Here is a 17,362-nt window from a genome sequence, read left to right as displayed (position 1 = left end):
GGTCGACGGCGAGTGAGGAAACATGATCGAGGAGTGGCGGCGACAGCGGGTAGTCAAGCGCATCACCGGCGGAGACGGGCGGGCGTTGAAATGCCTCCGATGGTGGCAGCTGCCCTTCCGCGCGCTGTTCCACCTACCGCTGCCGCACGGGGGCGGCCGGCAGACGGTTTACGCCGTCGACATCCCACGCCGGACCGACCCGGAAGGCGGCAAGGCAAGAGCGCACCTCTATCTCGACGGCAGGCACCACGCCGAGTCCGTACTCCCGGCCGCCTTCCCCGTCCAGGGCGGCACCATCGAGGTGGCGATCAGTGCATTCGGGCTCAAGCGCTGCCACTACGTCACCACCGCCGGCGCGGAGCACCAGCTCATCCCTGATCCGAAATCCGCCGAAGGTCGCCGCGCCCGCATCGAACGCGAGCACCCGACGCTGAGCCGCTCGATCAGTTACCTCTCCGTGCTGTCGCCGAGAACATCGGAACTTTCGAATCGCCCGTCCGGCTACCGGTCTGGCTCAACTTCGCCCTCGCTGTCGGGGCCGTCCTGGGGAGCACCGAGCGGGCACTCCGCCTGCGTCACAGCGTGCTCGACCAAGCCGGGAAGTAACCACATCCACCAGAGGAAGCCATGACCACGATGAACAAGCCGACCTCGCTACTCACTTCGGCCGAGCCCCGAAACGGGCCGTCAGTCCCCACCGGAGTGGAGTACCACCGGGTCCTCGCCGGCGACAAACGCCGGATCGGTCGCGGCGTTCTCGCCATCATCCTCCTGCTGGCAGGGCTCGTCATCTTCCCGACGGTCCTCGGCAGGGCGGCTGCGCTGATCGACGTACGGATGGGCAACACCCCGCCGATCCTGGGCGGCACCGACTACACGCCGCTCTACCATGCCAGCTCGATGCTCTCCCTCGGCCTGCTGATTCCGTGGAGCATGCTCATCCAGCGGTGGCTCTACGGGGTGCCCGGCGCGTCCCTGCACTCCGTGACGTCGCGGTTCCGCTTCGGCCTGCTCGGCAGGTCGCTGCTCATCTTCGGTCCCGCCTGGCTGGTGGTCAACGCCCTCGGAGCCCTTACGCCCGTCGAGGAGTTCCCCTGGTCGCAGACCGACCTCATCGCCATCCTCCTCGCCACGATGCTCCTCACCCCGCTGCAGTCAGCCGGCGAGGAGTACGGCGTGCGTGGGCTGATCTTCCGCGTGATCGGAAGCTGGACCCGCAGCCCACGGGCGGGACTGGTCGCCGGGGTGCTGCTATCGAGCGTGCTGTTCACGGCGGCACACGGCGCGACGGATCCGTACATCATCGTCTGGTACTTCGTACTCTGGACCGGACTGGCCATCATCACCTGGCGCACCGGCGGGCTGGAGATCGCGGTCATGCTCCACGCCGTCCTCAACACGTTCACGTTCGTCCTGGCCACAATCCTGCGGGTGGACCTCGGTAGTGCACTGCAGGACCGCTCAGCCGGAGTCGGCACGCCGTATCAGCTCGTACCCACCTTCACTGTCATCGTCATCACCGCAATCATCTGGTGGCGCACCCGCGAAACAGGGCCAGCGGTTGCCTCAGACCGCAGTCGAACGCCAGGTCACGCGCGGTCGTGACGTGGGATCGCCGACGGGTGGTTCCGAAAGCGGCTGTCGTCGAACTGTGTCCACCACGCCAACAAGCAGCCGGAGTGCAACCACACCTCGACTCTGGATTGAGAGCACGATGTCCTCCTGGATCACCACCCCGATCACCGCCGACCTGCTGCGCGGAGCGCTCGACGTGCAGCGCACAGCCTGCGGTGTGCTGCCGCACCGGCTGCCCGCCTGGGCGCGCGCCCAGAACACCGACGGCCAGCTCGCCATGGTGGAGGCTCAGCCCGCCGGCGTGCGACTGGCCCTGCGCACCCGCGCGACCGTGGTCGAGGTGGACACGCTGCCCACCCGATGGACCTACATCGGCCTGCCGTCCCGCCCGGACGGCGTGTACGACCTGCTCGTCGACGGCCAGCTGACCGACCAGGCCAGCGTGACCGGCGGGGACACGGTGACCATCGACATGACCAACGGGACCATGGGGCGCCGCTCCGGTCCTCCCGGCACCGTCCGCTTCACCGGGCTGCCCGACCGGGTGAAGGACCTGGAGATCTGGCTGCCGCACCATGAGACCACCGAACTGGTCGCCCTGCGTACCGACGCCCCGGTAGCGCCCGTACCGGCATCGGGCCGCCGGGTGTGGCTGCACCACGGCAGCTCGATCAGTCAGGGTTCCAACGCCACCAGTCCCACCGCCACCTGGCCGGTTGCCGCCGCGCGCCTCGGCGGAGTGGACCTGGTGAACCTCGGCTTCGGCGGCAGCGCGCTGCTCGACCCGTTCACCGCCCGGACGATGCGGGACGCCCCGGCTGATCTGATCAGCGTGAAGATCGGCATCAACCTGGTCAACGCCGACGTGATGCGGCTGCGTGCCTTCACCCCGGCGGTGCACGGCTTCCTCGACACCATCCGGGAGGGCCATCCCACCACGCCGCTGCTGGTGGTCTCCCCGATCTATTGCCCGATCCACGAGGACACCCCCGGCCCAGGCACGTTCGACCTCGCAGCCCTCGCCACCGGCGAGGCGCGGTTCCGGGCCACCGGCGACCCGGCCGAGAAGGCGAGCGGCAAGCTCACGCTCAGCGTCATCCGGGAGGAACTGGCCCGGATCACCGCGCAGCGGTCGGCGGACGACCCGAACCTGCACCACCTCGACGGCCTCGACCTCTACGGTGAGGCCGACTTCGCCGAGCTGCCGCTGCCCGACCAGCTCCACCCGGACACCGCCACCCACCGGCGCATCGCCGAACGCTTCGCGAAGCGGGTGTTCAGCGCCGACGGCGCCTTCGCGGGACCCACCTCCTGAGCGTGCTCGTCGTTCAGGTCGGCGCTACACGCCGGCTGCCGTGGTCACCGGCGATGCGACGCGGCGGGGCCAGGTCCAGGCGGAGCGCAGGATGAAGGCCAGGAGCACCACCTCGATTCCGATGGAGAGGCCGTAGAAGGAGGCCCAGTCCCAGGACTCCCCCACCGCGTTGAACACCGTGACGGGGATGTACAGCGATGCCACGACGAGGTTCGTGGTGCGGTTCGCCCGGGCGGGTAGCGTCATGGAGAGCATCACCATCAGGGCCGGGATCGAGATCAGCGCGAGGAACACGGTCATCAACGCCGGGCTGATGTCGAACTCGAAGACGACGCCAACCAGGATGCCGTCGATGGTCCCGGGCTTGTAGAGGTGGAAGTAGTCGACGTAGATGTAGAGGAACATGAAGCTGGTCCATGCGGCGGCGAGCTTGGCCTGCACGGGGACCGGCGGGTTGTCGAGCAGGTTCGGGGTTGTCGTTCGGATGGTCATCGGTTCTTCCTCCGAGAGGAGTGGTCCGTCCGCCCGAGTGGCGGCAGGTCTGGGTCGTACGCACGGGGTGAGTCGTGCTCGCCGGTCCGGTCGTCAGACGGTGACGACGACCTTCCCTCGGGTGTGGCCGGCCCCGACGTACCGGAGGGCGTCGGCTGCTTCGTCGAGGGGGTAGGTGCGGTCGATGACGGGCGTGATCTGCCCGGTCGCGAGCAGGTCGGCCAGGGTGAGCAGGTCCTGGCGCTTCCCGACGGACGTGAAGGGCTTCAGCCGCTGACGGGTGAACCCGGACAGCAGGCGCGCCTTGGCGATCCGGCCGAGGGGGCCGAGCCAGCGGCCGCCGCGTCCGCTGTTGGGGATGAGGGTGCCGGTGGGCGTCAGCGCGCGGCGGACAGCCGCCAGGGGCTGTGCTTCGACGTTGTCGAGGATGACGTCCCAGCGCTTCTCGGTGCGGGTGAAGTCGGTCCTCGTGTAGTCGACGACGTGGTCGGCGCCGAGCGACCGAACCAGGTCGACGTTGCGGGGGCTGCATACACCCGTCACCTCGGCGCCGAACGCCTTGGCGATCTGCACGGCGAAGGAGCCCACGCCGCCCGACGCGCCCGTGACCAGCACCGTCTGGCCCGGTCGAACGTTCGCGATGTCGCGCAGTGCCTGCAACGCCGTCATGGCCGACGTGGGCACCGTCGCCGCATCCACGGCCGACAGGTTGGCGGGCACGGGCACGAGGTTGTCCGCCGGGACGCACGCGTACTCCGCGAGCGCTCCAGCGGTGCTCCAGCCGAACACCTCGTCGCCGGGGCGGAGAGCGGCGACGTCCTTTCCGACCGCTGCCACGACGCCGGCGAGGTCCCTGCCAGGGATCCCGTTACGCGGCCGGCGGAACCCGAACACCAGGCGCACCACGTACGGCTTTCCGGTCATGACGAAGTAGTCGCCAGGATGCACTGAGGCCGCGCCCACCTGGACGAGCACATCGTTTCGACCGGGCAGCGGAAGCCCGACCTCGGACGACTCGAGCACCGAGGGCGGGCCGTAGCGGTGCTGGACGGCGGCCCGCATCGTCGCCGCCTCGGCCGGACCGGCCCCTGGCACCAGGCGTGCTGAGGCGTTCGATCGCTGTTCGTTTCCCACAGGACCTCCTCGCGTCCGAGCTGCGGCCCGCGCCGACTCGTACACCGTACGTCGTACACCGTACTATCCTCGTACGGTGTACGATTGTCAAGCCGTCCGAGGGAGCGAGGAGACCCGTGTCTGCCAGGAAGCAACGCCAGGTCGCGTCAGACGCGGGGCTCAGCAAGCAGCGGGTGGTGGTCGAGGCGATCCGGCTCGCCGACCGCGAGGGGGTCAACGGGCTGAGCATGCGCCGGCTGGCTGGCGCGCTCGGCGCGGGAGCGATGTCGCTCTACCACTACGTGGCGAACAAGGAGGAACTGCTCGACGCGATGATCGACGTCGTGTTCGAGGAGATCGAGCTCCCGCCCGAGGAAACCGACTGGCAGTCGGCGATGCGACGGCGGGCGGTATCCGCCCGACAGGTTCTCGCACGCCATCCGTGGGCGATCGGCCTGATGGAGTCCCGGACATCCCCGGGGCCCGCGCACCTGCGCCACCGCGAAGCGGTCACCGCCTGCCTGCGGAGGGCCGGCTTTTCGGTTCTGATGGCGACACACGCCAACTGGCTGCTCGACGTCTACGTCTACGGGTTCGCCCTGCAGGAAGCCAGCCTGCCGTTCGACACCGCCAACGAATTCGCGGACATGGCCAAGGACGTCTTCCTCCCCCAGCTTCCTCCCGACGAGTTCCCCTACCTCAACGAGTCCGCCGCGGCGCTCGTCGCCGCCGGCTACGACCCGGCAGAGGAGTTCATGTTCGGGCTCGACCTCGTCCTGGCCGCCCTCGAACCCCTGAGAGCCTCCGCATAGCGACGCCGACGGACCGTCGCGCGCCCTCTTGTGGGCGGAGCTCCGCCAGCGACAGGGTCGGGCCGCTACAGGAGTTCATCCCGTCGCCCGAGCGTTCGGGATGAAGACCCATCAGATTGCCGCCCGCACCAGGATGCCCCGCCCCGCGCGGTCACCCGCCCTGCAGGGTCCCCTGCAGCTCAGCTGGCGCCCGCATCCGCCACGCATCGGTGATCAGTTCGGCCAGCCGCTCGACCGACACCTCGGTGAGGCGCAACATCACCAAGGGAAAGCCGTCGTAGCCGGTCGCCGTGAAGAACAGGTCGGGCTCGCCGAGGAGCAGCGCCTGCTTCTCCGCCTCATCGCCGACGTAGAGCACCGCGATGTCGGTGCGGATGACCCGCGGTCTCCCCGGCAGGCGTTCCGGATAGGACCAGACGAATCCCTTGTTCTCCACCCGGAAGTCGAAGCCGTCGCTGTCGATCTCCACCACGTGGGGCAGCGCGAGCGCCAGACGGCGCACATCGTCGGCATCAGCCATCCGCAGAGGCTACAACGACGCCTGAGGACGTACGTCCTTCCCCAAGCATCCAACACTGGCGATCCCGGGGTCGCCCGGTGCCGCGAGGTCACCTGTCGCCTCCGGTGTCGGTCGGACGTACCGCATCCACCGCCGCCACGGCGTCCAGGTCGGCGACAGGCCGGCGGGGCTGCCCTGCCGCAGCGAAGGTTTCCCGAGCCACCTGGTACTGCCGCAGGGTCGCCTCCGCGATACGGTCCCAGGAGTACGCCGCCCGCGCGTGGGAGCCGGCTCGTTCGCCCAGGGTGCGGGCGCGGTCGGGATCTGCCAGCACCCAACGGATCCATCCGGCCAGCGCGATGTGGTCCTCGGGCGGGGTGAGGATCCCGGTCTCCAGGTGGTCGATCTGCTCGGGGATCCCGCCGATCCGCGCCCCGATGACCACCTTGCCGACGGCCTGCGCCTCGCAGACGGCGATGGGGAAGGGATCGAACCTGCTCGGCACCAGCGCGATCTGCGCGTCCGCGTACAGCGTCTCCAGCCGGCTCCTGGCCACGTAGCCGAGGAAGGTGACCCGGTCGCGCACGCCGAGCGACCGTGCGAGACCTTCCAGTTGGGGCCGGGCCGGGCCGTCGCCCGCGACCACGAGACGGACGGGAAGATCGCGCAGCAGGCTCAACGCCGCGATCGACAGGTCACAGCCCTTCTGGTGGACCAGTCGTCCCACCTGGAGAAGTTCGACCTGTCGGGTTCGCGGCCCGCCGAGCGACGACGCCGGGGCGTCCCGGGCGGTGTCGTGGAACTCGGTCCCGTTGGGGATGACGACGAGGTTCTCGACCGCCCGGCCGACGGACGTACGGACCCCCCGCGCGAGGGACTGGCTGACCGCGATGACGACGGTGCTGCGCTCCAACCCCCACCGTTCGAGCCGTTGTTCGTAGTCGAGCATGACCCGGTCGGAGGTGTCCTCGTCGAGGTGGGTGCCGCCCGCCGAACGGTCGTAGTGTTTCGTCATGACCAGCGGGAGATCCCACAGGTCGGCGACGGCACGTGCCGCCAGGACGGCTCGCGAGTCGTGGCAGTGGACCAGGTCGAAGCCGGCGGGCAGCTTTCCGGCGGCCGCCGCCATGCCCACGTTGCGGTGCAACATGCTCAACGTGGCCGACGCCTCACCGGGGAGGGACAGGATCTCCGCGCCGAGCGTCCCGCAGTAGTGGTCGTCACCGTCGCGGCCGCTCTCCGGTTTCGACCCCGTCGTGATGACCGTTACCGAGACGCCCAGCCTGCGCAGAGCCCCGGCGAGGGCTGCGGCATGCACTCCGATGCCGCTGCGGGGCCGGGGAGGGTAGTCACTGCTGATCATCAGTACACGCATGCCGTCAACCGCCGGGGAAGGAGACGAGGGCTCTTGAGGGGGCGAAGCTAGTAGTGACCCAGCCGCTGGATGTCGTCCGACCGGGGATCGAGGCGCTTCCAGTCCGTCACGAACGACGGGGCGAAGCCCAGTGCGGTCAGGATCCGTTCGCCCCCGGACGCCTTCTGGAGCGAGCCGTGCAACAGCGCCTCGTTGATCACCAGAGCGTCCCCGGCCCTCGCCCGGACGAATTCCAGCGACGGGAAGTTCTCCCTCGTGAGGGCCGCCCTTGGGTTGCCTGTCTCCGAGACCCACGCATTCGGCGAACCCGAGTCACCGTCCGGAAACCAGGCGAAGTTGGCCTTGTGCGATCCCTGCAGGTAGCAGAAGGGTCCATCGTCGTCACTCAGGACGTCGCTCAGATAGATCAGAACCTTGACGAACATGCAGTAGAGCTTCCCGTCATGGAACGTGTGCATATAGCTCATGTTCCGTCGGGCAACCCGGTCCCCCGCGTAATGCAGCACCTCGCCGCTGCCGTTGTGGAGATAGAAGACGCTCTGCCGGGTGCGCCGCAGCGCATAGCTCTCGATGAGCCGGTACGGCTGGTTGACGAGCGGTTCCACCAGCGCCCGCACCGCCTCACTGGCCGCCAACTCGGCGAAGTGGGCGCTGTTCCCCACCAGGTCTTCGACCTTCTCCTTCTCACCGTCGCCGAGTGCCGCCGTCGACGACAGACGCCGCACTTCGGCCCGGCACACCTCGACGGCGTCAGGGGAGAGGAACCCGGGTATCCGCAACAGCCCCATGGTGTCGAACAGGTACAGCTCGCGAGTGGACATCGGCTGCGTCTGCGACGGAGGGATGAGCATAGGGCCTCCTGAGGTCACGACCTCGGTACGGTCACCCGGCAATTCGCCGCGCCGCTGGACAAGGGCCTCGTGGAACTCTGGGTGTGGTCCGGCGACCCCGGACCAACTCCGAGCGTAGGAGGGGGCAAAGTCCGGACGGCGACACTGGCAGGTTCATGCCAGCCCGCCCGCCCAGCTCGGCGTGGACGCAAAGGGCTAACCGGCGAATTCCCCGGGCACCGCCGCGCCCTCGTTCGGTCCACCGTCTCGACGCGTCCGGCTGAAGAGGAGGCCCTGAACAGCCGCCTCGTATCCCGCTTGGAAGCGGCTCTGCGCGCCGAGACGGGTCATCCACCGCGCCACGCTCCGGCGATAGGTGCGCAGGGACATGCCGACCCTGCGTGCGGCGGCCTCGTCCTTGAAACCGCTGACGAGCTGGTGCAGCACCTCCCGGCTCAGCGACTCGGTGGACTCGTCGCCCGGGAACTCGGCGGGCAGGGCCAAGGCATGCGCGTGCATCGACCGAAGCATGAGCCCCAGGAAGGGAAGTTCCCGGCCGGCGAGGCCGCCACTGTCATACCCGCGCTGGTTCAGGGCGGACATCAGCAGTCTTCCATCCACCACACTGAGTCGCGGCAACGATTCCGAAGTCGTGAAGACGGATGCGCCGGAACGGATGAGCCGCCGGACCGCCCCGTCGATGGTCGTCTCACCGACCCGGCACTCGGCACTGACGTATGCCTTGACCCGAATTCCCGCCCGCGCCAGCCGGCACCCGGCGATAACATCCAGCGCCGGCCCCGTTCGCTTCCACTCGACGGGCAACGCCAGCAGAAGCTCGTGCCTGCTGCCGGCAATGGCCCGGTAGACGACCTCGGGACCGACCATCCTCATTTCCAGCGGACCAATGACGTCGCCGAGAACGGACCGCCCTCCAGGCGGCGCAGGAAGAAAGTCGGCAGACCCGCCATCGTCGCGACGGCGACCTCTCGGAAGTGCGGAATCGTTGATCAGATTGCCGTCAGCGCGCACTTCTCCTCTTTTCATCCATGCCGCGACTCATCATGGATCCCACTGCGACCTCGGCAACGGCGCCCAACGCGCCGAGCCGCGGATCGGCTTTATCGCCCAGCACCGACAGTCAGCCAGCGGCAAGCGTTCTTCCCGGCCACCCGCATAGCGGATATACCTTAAACGCAGTGACGAACACCGATCTTTCCATACGTCGACGCGTGATGTCCACAGTCCTTGTCGGAAGGTCATTCCACGCTGGCTGGATGCCCGACGTCACGGGTAGTGAGCTCGGAAGACGTCTGCGGCCCGCACCGGGCGTCTCCGGCGACGACGGTGCTATGCGGGGCGGCGACGAGGGCGGGCCCGGTGCCCATATGCCTCCGCCTGGAGGCGGTAGAGGCTCGCGTACTCGCCCCCGGCCGCCAACAGCTCCGGATGCGTGCCCTGCTCGATGATCCTGCCGCCGGAGACGACGACGATGCGGTCGGCCAGGTGGACCGTCGAGAAGCGGTGGGACACCAGCACCGTGATCGCCCCGTCACCGCCGTACTCGCGAGCCTGCCTGGTGAAGAGTTCGAACAGGTCGTGCTCGGACTGCGCATCGAGGGCCGCGGTCGGCTCGTCCAGGACGAGGAGCAACGGGCTCGTGCGCATCAGCCCTCGCGCGACGGCGAGTCGCTGCCACTGCCCGTGCGACAGCTCGATCCCGCCGAAGAGCCTGCCGAGGAGGGTCTCGATGCCTTCGGGAAGTTCGTGGACGAACTGCGCGGCGGCGGCACGCCGCAGGGCACCGTCGACGGCGACGACGTCCCCGATCTTCCGCAGGTCGCCCGCGCCGACCGATTCCCGCACCGGGACCTGGAGCTTCAGGAAGTCCTGGAGCGTACCGGTGCTCGCCGCCGCCCATCCGGACGCGTCCAGTCGCGTGAGGTCGACCCCGTCGACGGTGATGGTGCCTCCGGTCGGACGAAGCACCCCCATGAGGAGCTTGATGAGGGTGCTCTTGCCCGCCCCGTTCTCCCCCACGACAGCGATCGAGCAGCCTGCGGGAACGACGAGGTCCACCCCGTCCAACACGCGCTCCTCGGTGCCGGGATAGGTGAAGGAGACCCGATCCAGGACGATTCCCCGGGTCAACCGCGTTGGCGGCGGCAGCACCCCGGCACGGGACGCCGACGCGTATCTCGTGAGCCAGAGATGATGTTCGGCGATCCGCCCACCGGCAGCGACCTGGGTGATCGCATCGACCACCGCCTGCTGCTGGGTGCGCAGTTGACCGGCGAGCGAGATGAGCAGGACGGCACCACCCGCGGTGGTCCGCCCGGACGCCATCAGGTGCCCGACGAGGACGAGGGTGACGGCCAGGGCTCCGTAGTAGAGCGCCCAGCCGGCTGCCTCGATGCCCAGGCCCCGGAGCCGCGCCGCCCCCTCTTCGCGGGCGGCCCTCGTCCACAACTGCTGCGCGAGCCGGTTCAGCCTCTCGGCGTTCCCGCTGATCCGCACTTCCTTCGCAGGGCCGGGTCGCAGGCACAGCTCATGCAGCGCGGCCTCCTGCCGCAGCGGCTCCGCAGTCGCGTCGAACGCCTGCTGCTGGATCTTCCGGGCCCGGTTGGTCAGGACGAGGATCGGCAGGGCGCACGGCGCCAGAATGGTGAGCAGCGGGTGGAGATCCGCCAACAGCCAGACGCTCAGGCACAGTCCGACTCCGGCGGACACGGCGTAGGCCGCCGCCCAGCCGGTGGTGGTCAGGGCAACCGTTCCACGCCGCAGCATCGTGATCTGGTTGAGGAACTCGGCGCGCTCCAGGTGCTCGATCGTCGGGATCCGGGCCGCTGTCTCCGTGATCTCCTGCTCCATGGCCATCTGGACGCGGTTGACGAGGTCGTTGCGAAAGTTGAGGGCCAGCCGCTGGCCCACGACCTGCATGACGTAGGCGAGGATGCCGACCACGACGGCCTCGACGAGCCCGGCGAGCATGCGGGTGCCCGCCGCATCGACCAGCCACCGTTGGGCGCTCGCAGTGGCGGCGACGAGGCCGGCCTGGAGAAGGACGAGGACCCCGACGAAGCAGGTCACCCGGGGATCCGCGCGGTAGCTGAGCCGCAGGGTGTGGAGCGCCATCCGCAGGCTCGCCGGCACGGTCACCCCGGGGACTCCCGATGCGGGTGCCGGGCCGTGAACCTCGACGCCTGGAGCGTGAAGAGCCTGGCGTACGTCCCGCCGTCGGCCATCAGGGAGTCGTGATCACCTTCTTCGGTGATCCGCCCACCGTCGAGGAGCACGATCCGGTCGGCCGCCCGGACGGTGGAGAACCGGTGTGAGATCACCACCACCGAGGCGGCCGGTATCGACCCCAGGATCCGCTGGTGGAACTCCGCCTCCGCCCTGACGTCGAGGTGCGCCGTCGGCTCGTCGAGCAGCACCACCTGCCGCCCCTTGTCGACCGCGTGGAGCGTTCGTACCATCGCGAGCTTCTGCCACTGCCCGCCCGAGAGGTCGGTGCCGGCGGTCCCCGTACGCCACAGCGACGTGTCCAGGCCGCGGGGCCGGCCCGCCAGCAGAGCCCCCGCCCCGGCACGCCGGATCAACTCGTCGAGCTCGGCGTCGTCGGTCTCCACCTCCGGGGCGGCCAGGGTGATGTTGTCGCGGAGGGTCAGCGGATAGTGGACGAAGTCCTGGAACAGCGCGGTGACCCTGCGCCGCCACGCCTCGGGGTCGAGGTCGCGCAGGTCGACCCCGTCCACCGTGATCCGTCCCCCCGTCGGCTCGTACAGGCCCGCGAGGAGCTTGATCAGGGTCGTCTTCCCCACCCCGTTCACCCCCACTAGGGCCAGCCGCTCCCCCGCCCGGATGGTCAGGTCGAGTCCGTTCATGACAGGGCGGGGCTGACCGGGATACGAGAAGAACACCTCCTCGAACCTGATGGTCGGGATCGTCGCGGGCGGCGGCTGCAGCTTCCGCCGCGGTTCGACCTGCACGCGCTCAAGGACGGCCAGCGCCCGCATCGGATCCTTGCCGTACTCGATGTCGTGTGCCTCGGCACCGAGGGCGGCGACGGCGAAGATGCCCCAGGCAGCGACCAGACACGACGCCAACGCCCCCACGCTGATCCGACCGTCGAAGGCCGCACGGCCGGGGACCCCGAGTGCCAGACCGGCACAGACCACGGCCAGCACGGCCGCCGTCTTCTGGCTACGGAGAACCCTCCGCCGCAACTTCCAGTAGTCGGCCAGCCAGGCGAGGTGGGCAGCGGCCCGGCGTTCGACCACCCACCCGGCGAGACCGAACAGGCGGACCTCCTTCGCGGCCTCGGGCCCGGCCGCCAACTCCGCCCAGTAGTCGACCTTGCGCCGCTCCGGCATCGCCGCGTCCTTGACCGACTCGAGGTGCATCCACTGCCGGACGGCGATCCACCGCGAGGTGACGGAGAGCAGGAACAGCACTGCCGCCAGGACCGGGAAGTAGGCGCCGAGCGCCACGGCCATGGCCGCCGCGGAGAGGATCCGGCCGGTCAGCGACAACTGGCCCACGGCCGCCAGACCGGCGGACCTGTCGCGCCACGCCACGCCCTGGTCCGCGGCGCGCAGCGCCACGTCCTGGAAGGCGGGATCCTCCAGGTGGGCCATACCGGGCGGCCGGGAGGCGATACGTCGAAGCTCGGCGCGCACGGCACCGTCGACCTGCCTGGCGATCGAGGCCCGCAGGGTCGATCCGGCGATCTCCGCGAACTGCCGGACGAACATCAGGAGGGCGACGGCGACGGCCAGCCGGACGAACTCTCCCGACCTCGAGAGCATGGCGTCGACGAGTCCGCGGGTGGCCGCGACGGTGATCGGGCCGACCGCCACGACGACGACGAGGGACGCGACCAGGGCAGCCAGCCACCGTCGGTCCGCGTGGCGTAGCAACCCGAGCAGCCTGCGCCGTTCGACGTACACCGCCCGCACACCGGACGGGTTCACGTTCTCCCACAACGGCGGCGTGCGCAGGGCCGCGCCGCTCATGGGTCAACCACGCTGTTCCGCGCCTTCGAGCTGCTGGAGCGCACGCCGGAACAGCTCGGGGAGCCGGCGGATGTTGTCCTCGGCCTCCGCCGACTCGATGGATGCGAAGTAGTGGCACAGGACGCGGTTCTCCGCAGGCGGCAGCCTGCTCCACGGCCCCGAGCGATAGGGCTCACCGAGCGGCTGGGCCGCGTCACCGAGCCGCCCGCCCAGCACCGAGTAGAACATCTGGGTGACATGGCGGGGGCGGAAGAGGATCTCCCGGGGCGTCCGATCCATCATGACCTCCAGGTAGTCGAGGTCGAGGAAGCGGCGACGGTGCGCGCAGACGAAACCGCAGCACATGTGCGGCACGTACGGCACGTCGGGTAACGCCTCGGGAATCCACCGCACACCGCCCGGCAGTCGCCCCGACGCGAACCGCTCCTGCGAGTACATGAAGGCCGGCTGCCGCTCGGTGGCGGCGGCCCACCGCACCACCTCCAGCGGTTCGCCGAAGAAGAGGATGTCGCTGTCCATGCCGATGACCAGGTCGGCGTCGCCGAGCAGGAAGTAGTCGACGAGTTGCAGGATGCGGACGTTCCTCCGCCGGACCTCCGCGAGGAGTGGATGGTCCCCGAGCATGGCCTGGACCATGTCGTCGGCGTCGGGCCGCCGGATGACGCGGACGCCCAGGACCTGTTCCTCCAGCAGCGCCCGGTCGGCGTCGGTCAACGAGCCGTCGTCGTGCACGACCGCCCCCACCTGGCGCCAGTAGCCGGCGAGTGACTTGATGGCGAACAGGTACAACGGAACGTGCTTGTGGGAGACCAGGGAGTGGACCTGCACCGGAGCGGCACCGTCGAGTTCGGCCGGAGGTGCCTGGAGCATCCGACGGTGCAGTTCGTCAGGCGAGGAATGCGGCATCAGCGTCACCTTCGCCGGAGACGGATCTGCCGGGCCACCCGCTACCGGCGTCGCGCCCATCAGACCTCCTCGACACGATGTCGCAAACGGTCTCGTCGTCCGACGACGGTAACGCGAGGACGGCCGGCCGCCGGCTCGTCGGCCACATCCTGCCAACCCGGGCTCAGCCGGCGGAGCCCCGACCGGCATGATCAGCCGGCGTCGACGGGTCGGAGGTCGGTCAGCGGTTCCCGCCGCTCAGTGCGGCGTCCCCGGTTTCGGCGTGACGCGTACGTGTGCGCGTTCTCCCTGCCTGCCGACGAGGCTGAGGAACTCGACGGGCCCGGCGCTGGTGGCGCCGAACCAGTGGGGGGTGCGGGTGTCGAACTCGGCGGCTTCCCCGGGTTGCAGGGTGAGGTCGTCGTCGCCGAGGACCAGGCGCAGGGTGCCGTTGAGGACGTAGACCCAGTCGTAGCCCTCATGGGTGCGCAGCTCGGGTACGCGGTTGTCGTCGCCTGCGGGCAGGACGAACTTGTAGGCCTGGATGCCGCCGGGCCGGCGGGTCAGCGGCAGGATGGTGGAGCCGTCGCCGGTGGCGATCGGACGCAGGTTGATGCGGGGATCGCCGGTCAGCGGGGCGTCGACGAGTTCGTCGATGGTGACGTTGTGGGCGCGGGCGAGCGGGAGCATCTGCTCGAGCGTGGGGCGCCGTAGGCCGGCTTCGAGGCGCGAGAGGGTGCTGGCCGAGATGCCGGTCTCCTCGGCCAGATCGGTGAGGGTGATGTTGCGGCGCTGCCGCAGCTGCTTCAGCCGCGGGCCGACCGCGTCGAGGGTGCGGTCCAGGTTCTCGTCCATGCACCCACTTTGCCATTCGGCAAGAAACTTTGCGCATCTTCGCCGGGGCGCCCAGGATCGGGTCACGACCGGAGGAGACCGCGAAAGGGCAGGTCACATGCTAGATCAGACAGAGCTGGTGCGGGACGAGATCGTCGGCGAGGACACCGACCGGGCCGTCGCCCGGCTGACGAACGCGCAGGCCGTCCGATGACGCACAGCTTCGACAAGGCCTACTGGCAACAGCACTGGCAGCAGACCCACGCCGGTCGGCCCGGCTCCATGGCCGGCAACCCACCCAACCCGTACCTCGCCCGAGAGACCGCCGGCCTGGCACCGGGCACCGCCCTGGACGCCGGATGCGGCGCCGGTGCCGAGGCGATCTGGCTCGCCTCCCGTGGCTGGCAGGTCACCGCCGCCGACATCTCCGCCGACGCCCTCGCCCACGCTGCCGTCCGCGCCGCCGCCAGCGGGCCGACGGGGCCCATCCGGTGGGTCGAGGCGGACCTGACCGGCTGGGAACCGGGCCGGCGCTTCGACCTGGTCACCACCCACTATGCGCATCCCGCGATGCCGCAACTGGCGTTCTACCAGCGCATCTGCGACTGGGTGGCACCCGGCGGCACCCTGCTGATCGTCGGGCACCTGCACACCTCGCAAGGCAACGGCCACGACCACGGCCACGACCACGGTCACGGCCACGGTCATCCCGCCGAGGCGACGGTCACCCTCGCCGACATCACGACCGGCCTCGACGAAGCCGACTGGGAGGTCGTCACCGCCGAGGAGCACCAGCGCCCGATCCCCGGGCCCGGCGGCCAACCGGTCACGCTGCACGACGTCGTCGTACGCGCCACCCGCCGCCGCTGACCCCACCCTCTCCCGACGCCGGGGACCGAGGTCCCTCCCGGCGTACCCCATCGCGCCCCTTGGAAGGAACCCGCGCATGCCCGCCCCCGACAGGTCCCCGAGCGTGAGCGTCCCCGACGCGACGATCCGCGACCCGCGCCAGCGCCGTGCCATCCTGATCGCGGTGTGTATCGCCCTGATGGCGGTCATCGCCTCGGTCTCCGGGCTCAACGTCGCTCAGCCGCAGATCGCTGTCGCGTTCGACGCCTCCCAGAGCACCGTCCTCTGGATGATCAACATCTACACCCTCAGCCTGGCCGCGCTGCTGCTCCCACTCGGCGCCCTCGGCGACCGGGTGGGCCGCAAACCGATCCTGCTCGCCGGGCTGGCCCTGTTCGGCGTCGCCAGCGCGGCGGCGGGGCTGGCCACGTCCTCCGAGATGATGATCGCCGCCCGGCTGCTCGCCGGCGTCGGGGCCGCCATGATCATGCCGGTCACCCTGGCCGTGATCACCTCGACGTTCCCCGACGGGGAACGCTCCAAGGCGATCGGCGTCTGGACCGGCGTCGCCGGCGGCGGCGGCATCCTCGGCATGTACCTGTCCGCGGTCCTCGTCGACTGGGCGAACTGGCGGTGGCTGTTCCTGCTGCCGGTCGTGCTCGTCGCCGCAGCCACCGTCGCGGCCCTGCGAGCTGTCCCGAACTCCCGCGAGAGGTCGCAGCACGGTTTCGACCTGGTCGGGTCACTGACCTCGGTGATCGCCGTGGTCGCGCTCATCTACGTCCTGCACGAGGGCCCGGTCCACGGTTGGACCGCACCCGTCACCCTGGCCAGCCTGCTCGTCGGCGTGGTCGCCGCCCTCGGGTTCGTGGCCTGGGAACTACGCCGGGTGGCACCCCTGCTCGACGTGCGCCTGTTCCGCGACCGGCGCCTCGCCAGCGGCTCACTGGCACTGCTGGCCCTCTTCGGCGTCCAGGCCGGGATCTTCGTCGTGCTGTTCCCCTACTTCCAGGCCGTTCTCGGCTGGTCCGGACTGCGCTCCACCCTCGCGCTCATGCCCATGGCAGCGATGATGATGCTCGCCTCCGGACTCGCCCCGCGCGTGGCCGCCCGGGCCGGAGCCCGCGCGACGATGGGGGCCGGGATCCTGCTCGGCGGCACCGGCCTGGCGCTGATGGCCGCCCTCGTCTCCGTCGACGGCGGCTACCTGACGATCCTGCCCGGCATGCTCGCCATGGGACTCGGCATGGGCCTGACCCAGACCCCCTCCACCGAGGCCATCACCTCCGCTCTGCCCCGCGAACGCCAAGGCGTCGCGTCCGCCCTCAACGACGTCACCCGCGAGTTCGGCACCGCTCTCGGCGTCGCCCTCCTCGGGGCGGTCCTGACCGCCGGCTACCGCGACGCCATCACCCCTCGCCTCGCCACGGTCCCCACCGACACCGCCGACACCGCCCGCGAGGGCATCGCCAACGCCATCGACACCGCCGACACCGCCGGCGCCCAGGCACCTGCCCTCATCCGCGCCGCCCAGGAGTCGTTCGTCGACGGCTGGCGTCAGGCCATGTGGGCGGGAGTCGCCGTCATGACGATCCTCTTCGTCTACGTCCTGGCCCGGGGCCCGCGACGGACCATGCCCACCACGCCGGCCACCCCGTCGCACTCGACCAGCGACGCCATCGCCGCGTAACGCCCGATCCACCCCCGGCGAACGCCGGGCCCGCCGGGCGGCCGGCGGGCCCGGCCGTGACGCCGACAAGCGTTC

The 17,362-nt window shown here is 69.9% G+C and carries 16 protein-coding genes; 6 read left to right on the top strand and 10 right to left on the bottom strand.

Translation table 11 applies throughout. The annotated features are described in order from the left end of the window. Positions 1-22 precede the first annotated feature (22 nt). The 3 genes from LPU61_RS27270 (at position 23) to LPU61_RS27260 (ending at position 2,890) form a co-directional block, all read left to right on the top strand. Positions 23-631, top strand: a complete 609-nt coding sequence (locus LPU61_RS27270) for a hypothetical protein (RefSeq protein WP_229406578.1) — start codon at positions 23-25, stop codon at positions 629-631. After that, positions 628-1,605: a CPBP family intramembrane glutamic endopeptidase gene (locus tag LPU61_RS27265; protein ID WP_043961662.1), complete on the top strand. Its 978-nt coding sequence runs from the start codon at positions 628-630 to the stop codon at positions 1,603-1,605. The genes LPU61_RS27270 and LPU61_RS27265 overlap by 4 nt, the downstream gene beginning before the upstream one ends. A 109-nt stretch (positions 1,606-1,714) precedes the next feature. After that, positions 1,715-2,890, top strand: a complete 1,176-nt coding sequence (locus LPU61_RS27260; protein WP_229406577.1) for an SGNH/GDSL hydrolase family protein — start codon at positions 1,715-1,717, stop codon at positions 2,888-2,890. Between the two features lie 24 nt (positions 2,891-2,914). Here the strand turns inward: LPU61_RS27260 and LPU61_RS27255 are convergent, their stop codons facing one another. Beyond that, the gene (locus LPU61_RS27255; RefSeq protein ID WP_043961660.1) at positions 2,915-3,382 is read right to left on the bottom strand and encodes a DUF6326 family protein; all 468 of its coding nucleotides are present in this window, start codon (positions 3,380-3,382) and stop codon (positions 2,915-2,917) included. 93 nt (positions 3,383-3,475) lie between these two features. Beyond that, entirely contained in the window at positions 3,476-4,444 is a 969-nt protein-coding gene (locus LPU61_RS27250) for an NAD(P)-dependent alcohol dehydrogenase (RefSeq protein WP_229406576.1), read from the bottom strand. Between the two features lie 188 nt (positions 4,445-4,632). On the opposite strand from LPU61_RS27250, the gene LPU61_RS27245 reads away from it, so the two are divergent. Continuing rightward, positions 4,633-5,307, top strand: coding sequence for a TetR/AcrR family transcriptional regulator (locus LPU61_RS27245; RefSeq protein ID WP_043961659.1), 675 nt, complete (start codon positions 4,633-4,635; stop codon positions 5,305-5,307). Positions 5,308-5,458: 151 nt separating this feature from the next. Here the strand turns inward: LPU61_RS27245 and LPU61_RS27240 are convergent, their stop codons facing one another. The 8 genes from LPU61_RS27240 to LPU61_RS27205 all read right to left on the bottom strand — a co-directional run bounded on the left by LPU61_RS27240 (position 5,459) and on the right by LPU61_RS27205 (position 14,769). Beyond that, positions 5,459-5,827, bottom strand: coding sequence for an MmcQ/YjbR family DNA-binding protein (locus LPU61_RS27240; protein ID WP_043961658.1), 369 nt, complete (start codon positions 5,825-5,827; stop codon positions 5,459-5,461). A gap of 88 nt (positions 5,828-5,915) precedes the next feature. Next, entirely contained in the window at positions 5,916-7,181 is a 1,266-nt protein-coding gene (locus tag LPU61_RS27235; RefSeq protein WP_043961657.1) for a glycosyltransferase family 4 protein, read from the bottom strand. A 47-nt stretch (positions 7,182-7,228) separates the two neighbouring features. Further along, the gene (locus tag LPU61_RS27230) at positions 7,229-8,032 is read right to left on the bottom strand and encodes a phytanoyl-CoA dioxygenase family protein (protein WP_043961656.1); all 804 of its coding nucleotides are present in this window, start codon (positions 8,030-8,032) and stop codon (positions 7,229-7,231) included. A gap of 195 nt (positions 8,033-8,227) precedes the next feature. Continuing rightward, the gene (locus LPU61_RS27225; RefSeq protein ID WP_229406575.1) at positions 8,228-9,043 is read right to left on the bottom strand and encodes a hypothetical protein; all 816 of its coding nucleotides are present in this window, start codon (positions 9,041-9,043) and stop codon (positions 8,228-8,230) included. A 318-nt stretch (positions 9,044-9,361) separates the two neighbouring features. After that, positions 9,362-11,170: an ABC transporter ATP-binding protein gene (locus LPU61_RS27220; protein ID WP_229406574.1), complete on the bottom strand. Its 1,809-nt coding sequence runs from the start codon at positions 11,168-11,170 to the stop codon at positions 9,362-9,364. Next, entirely contained in the window at positions 11,167-13,029 is a 1,863-nt protein-coding gene (locus LPU61_RS27215; RefSeq protein ID WP_052503609.1) for an ABC transporter ATP-binding protein, read from the bottom strand. The genes LPU61_RS27220 and LPU61_RS27215 overlap by 4 nt, the downstream gene beginning before the upstream one ends. Before the next feature lie 3 nt (positions 13,030-13,032). After that, the gene (locus tag LPU61_RS27210; RefSeq protein ID WP_144420159.1) at positions 13,033-13,935 is read right to left on the bottom strand and encodes a hypothetical protein; all 903 of its coding nucleotides are present in this window, start codon (positions 13,933-13,935) and stop codon (positions 13,033-13,035) included. Between the two features lie 237 nt (positions 13,936-14,172). Further along, positions 14,173-14,769, bottom strand: coding sequence for a helix-turn-helix domain-containing protein (locus LPU61_RS27205; protein ID WP_043961654.1), 597 nt, complete (start codon positions 14,767-14,769; stop codon positions 14,173-14,175). Positions 14,770-14,958: 189 nt separating this feature from the next. Between LPU61_RS27205 and LPU61_RS27200 the strand changes: the two genes are divergently transcribed. Further along, a complete protein-coding gene (locus LPU61_RS27200) occupies positions 14,959-15,618 on the top strand; it encodes a class I SAM-dependent methyltransferase (RefSeq protein WP_229406573.1) in 660 nt (219 codons plus the stop codon). A 76-nt stretch (positions 15,619-15,694) separates the two neighbouring features. Further along, the gene (locus tag LPU61_RS27195; protein WP_229406572.1) at positions 15,695-17,287 is read left to right on the top strand and encodes an MFS transporter; all 1,593 of its coding nucleotides are present in this window, start codon (positions 15,695-15,697) and stop codon (positions 17,285-17,287) included. Positions 17,288-17,362: the final 75 nt, after the last annotated feature.

The organism is Micromonospora sp. NBRC 110038 (assembly GCF_020884815.1).
GTDB classification, from domain to species: domain Bacteria; phylum Actinomycetota; class Actinomycetes; order Mycobacteriales; family Micromonosporaceae; genus Micromonospora; species Micromonospora haikouensis.
The sequence above is the reverse complement of the archived record's forward strand: the minus strand, read 5'-3'. Positions and strand labels throughout refer to the sequence as shown.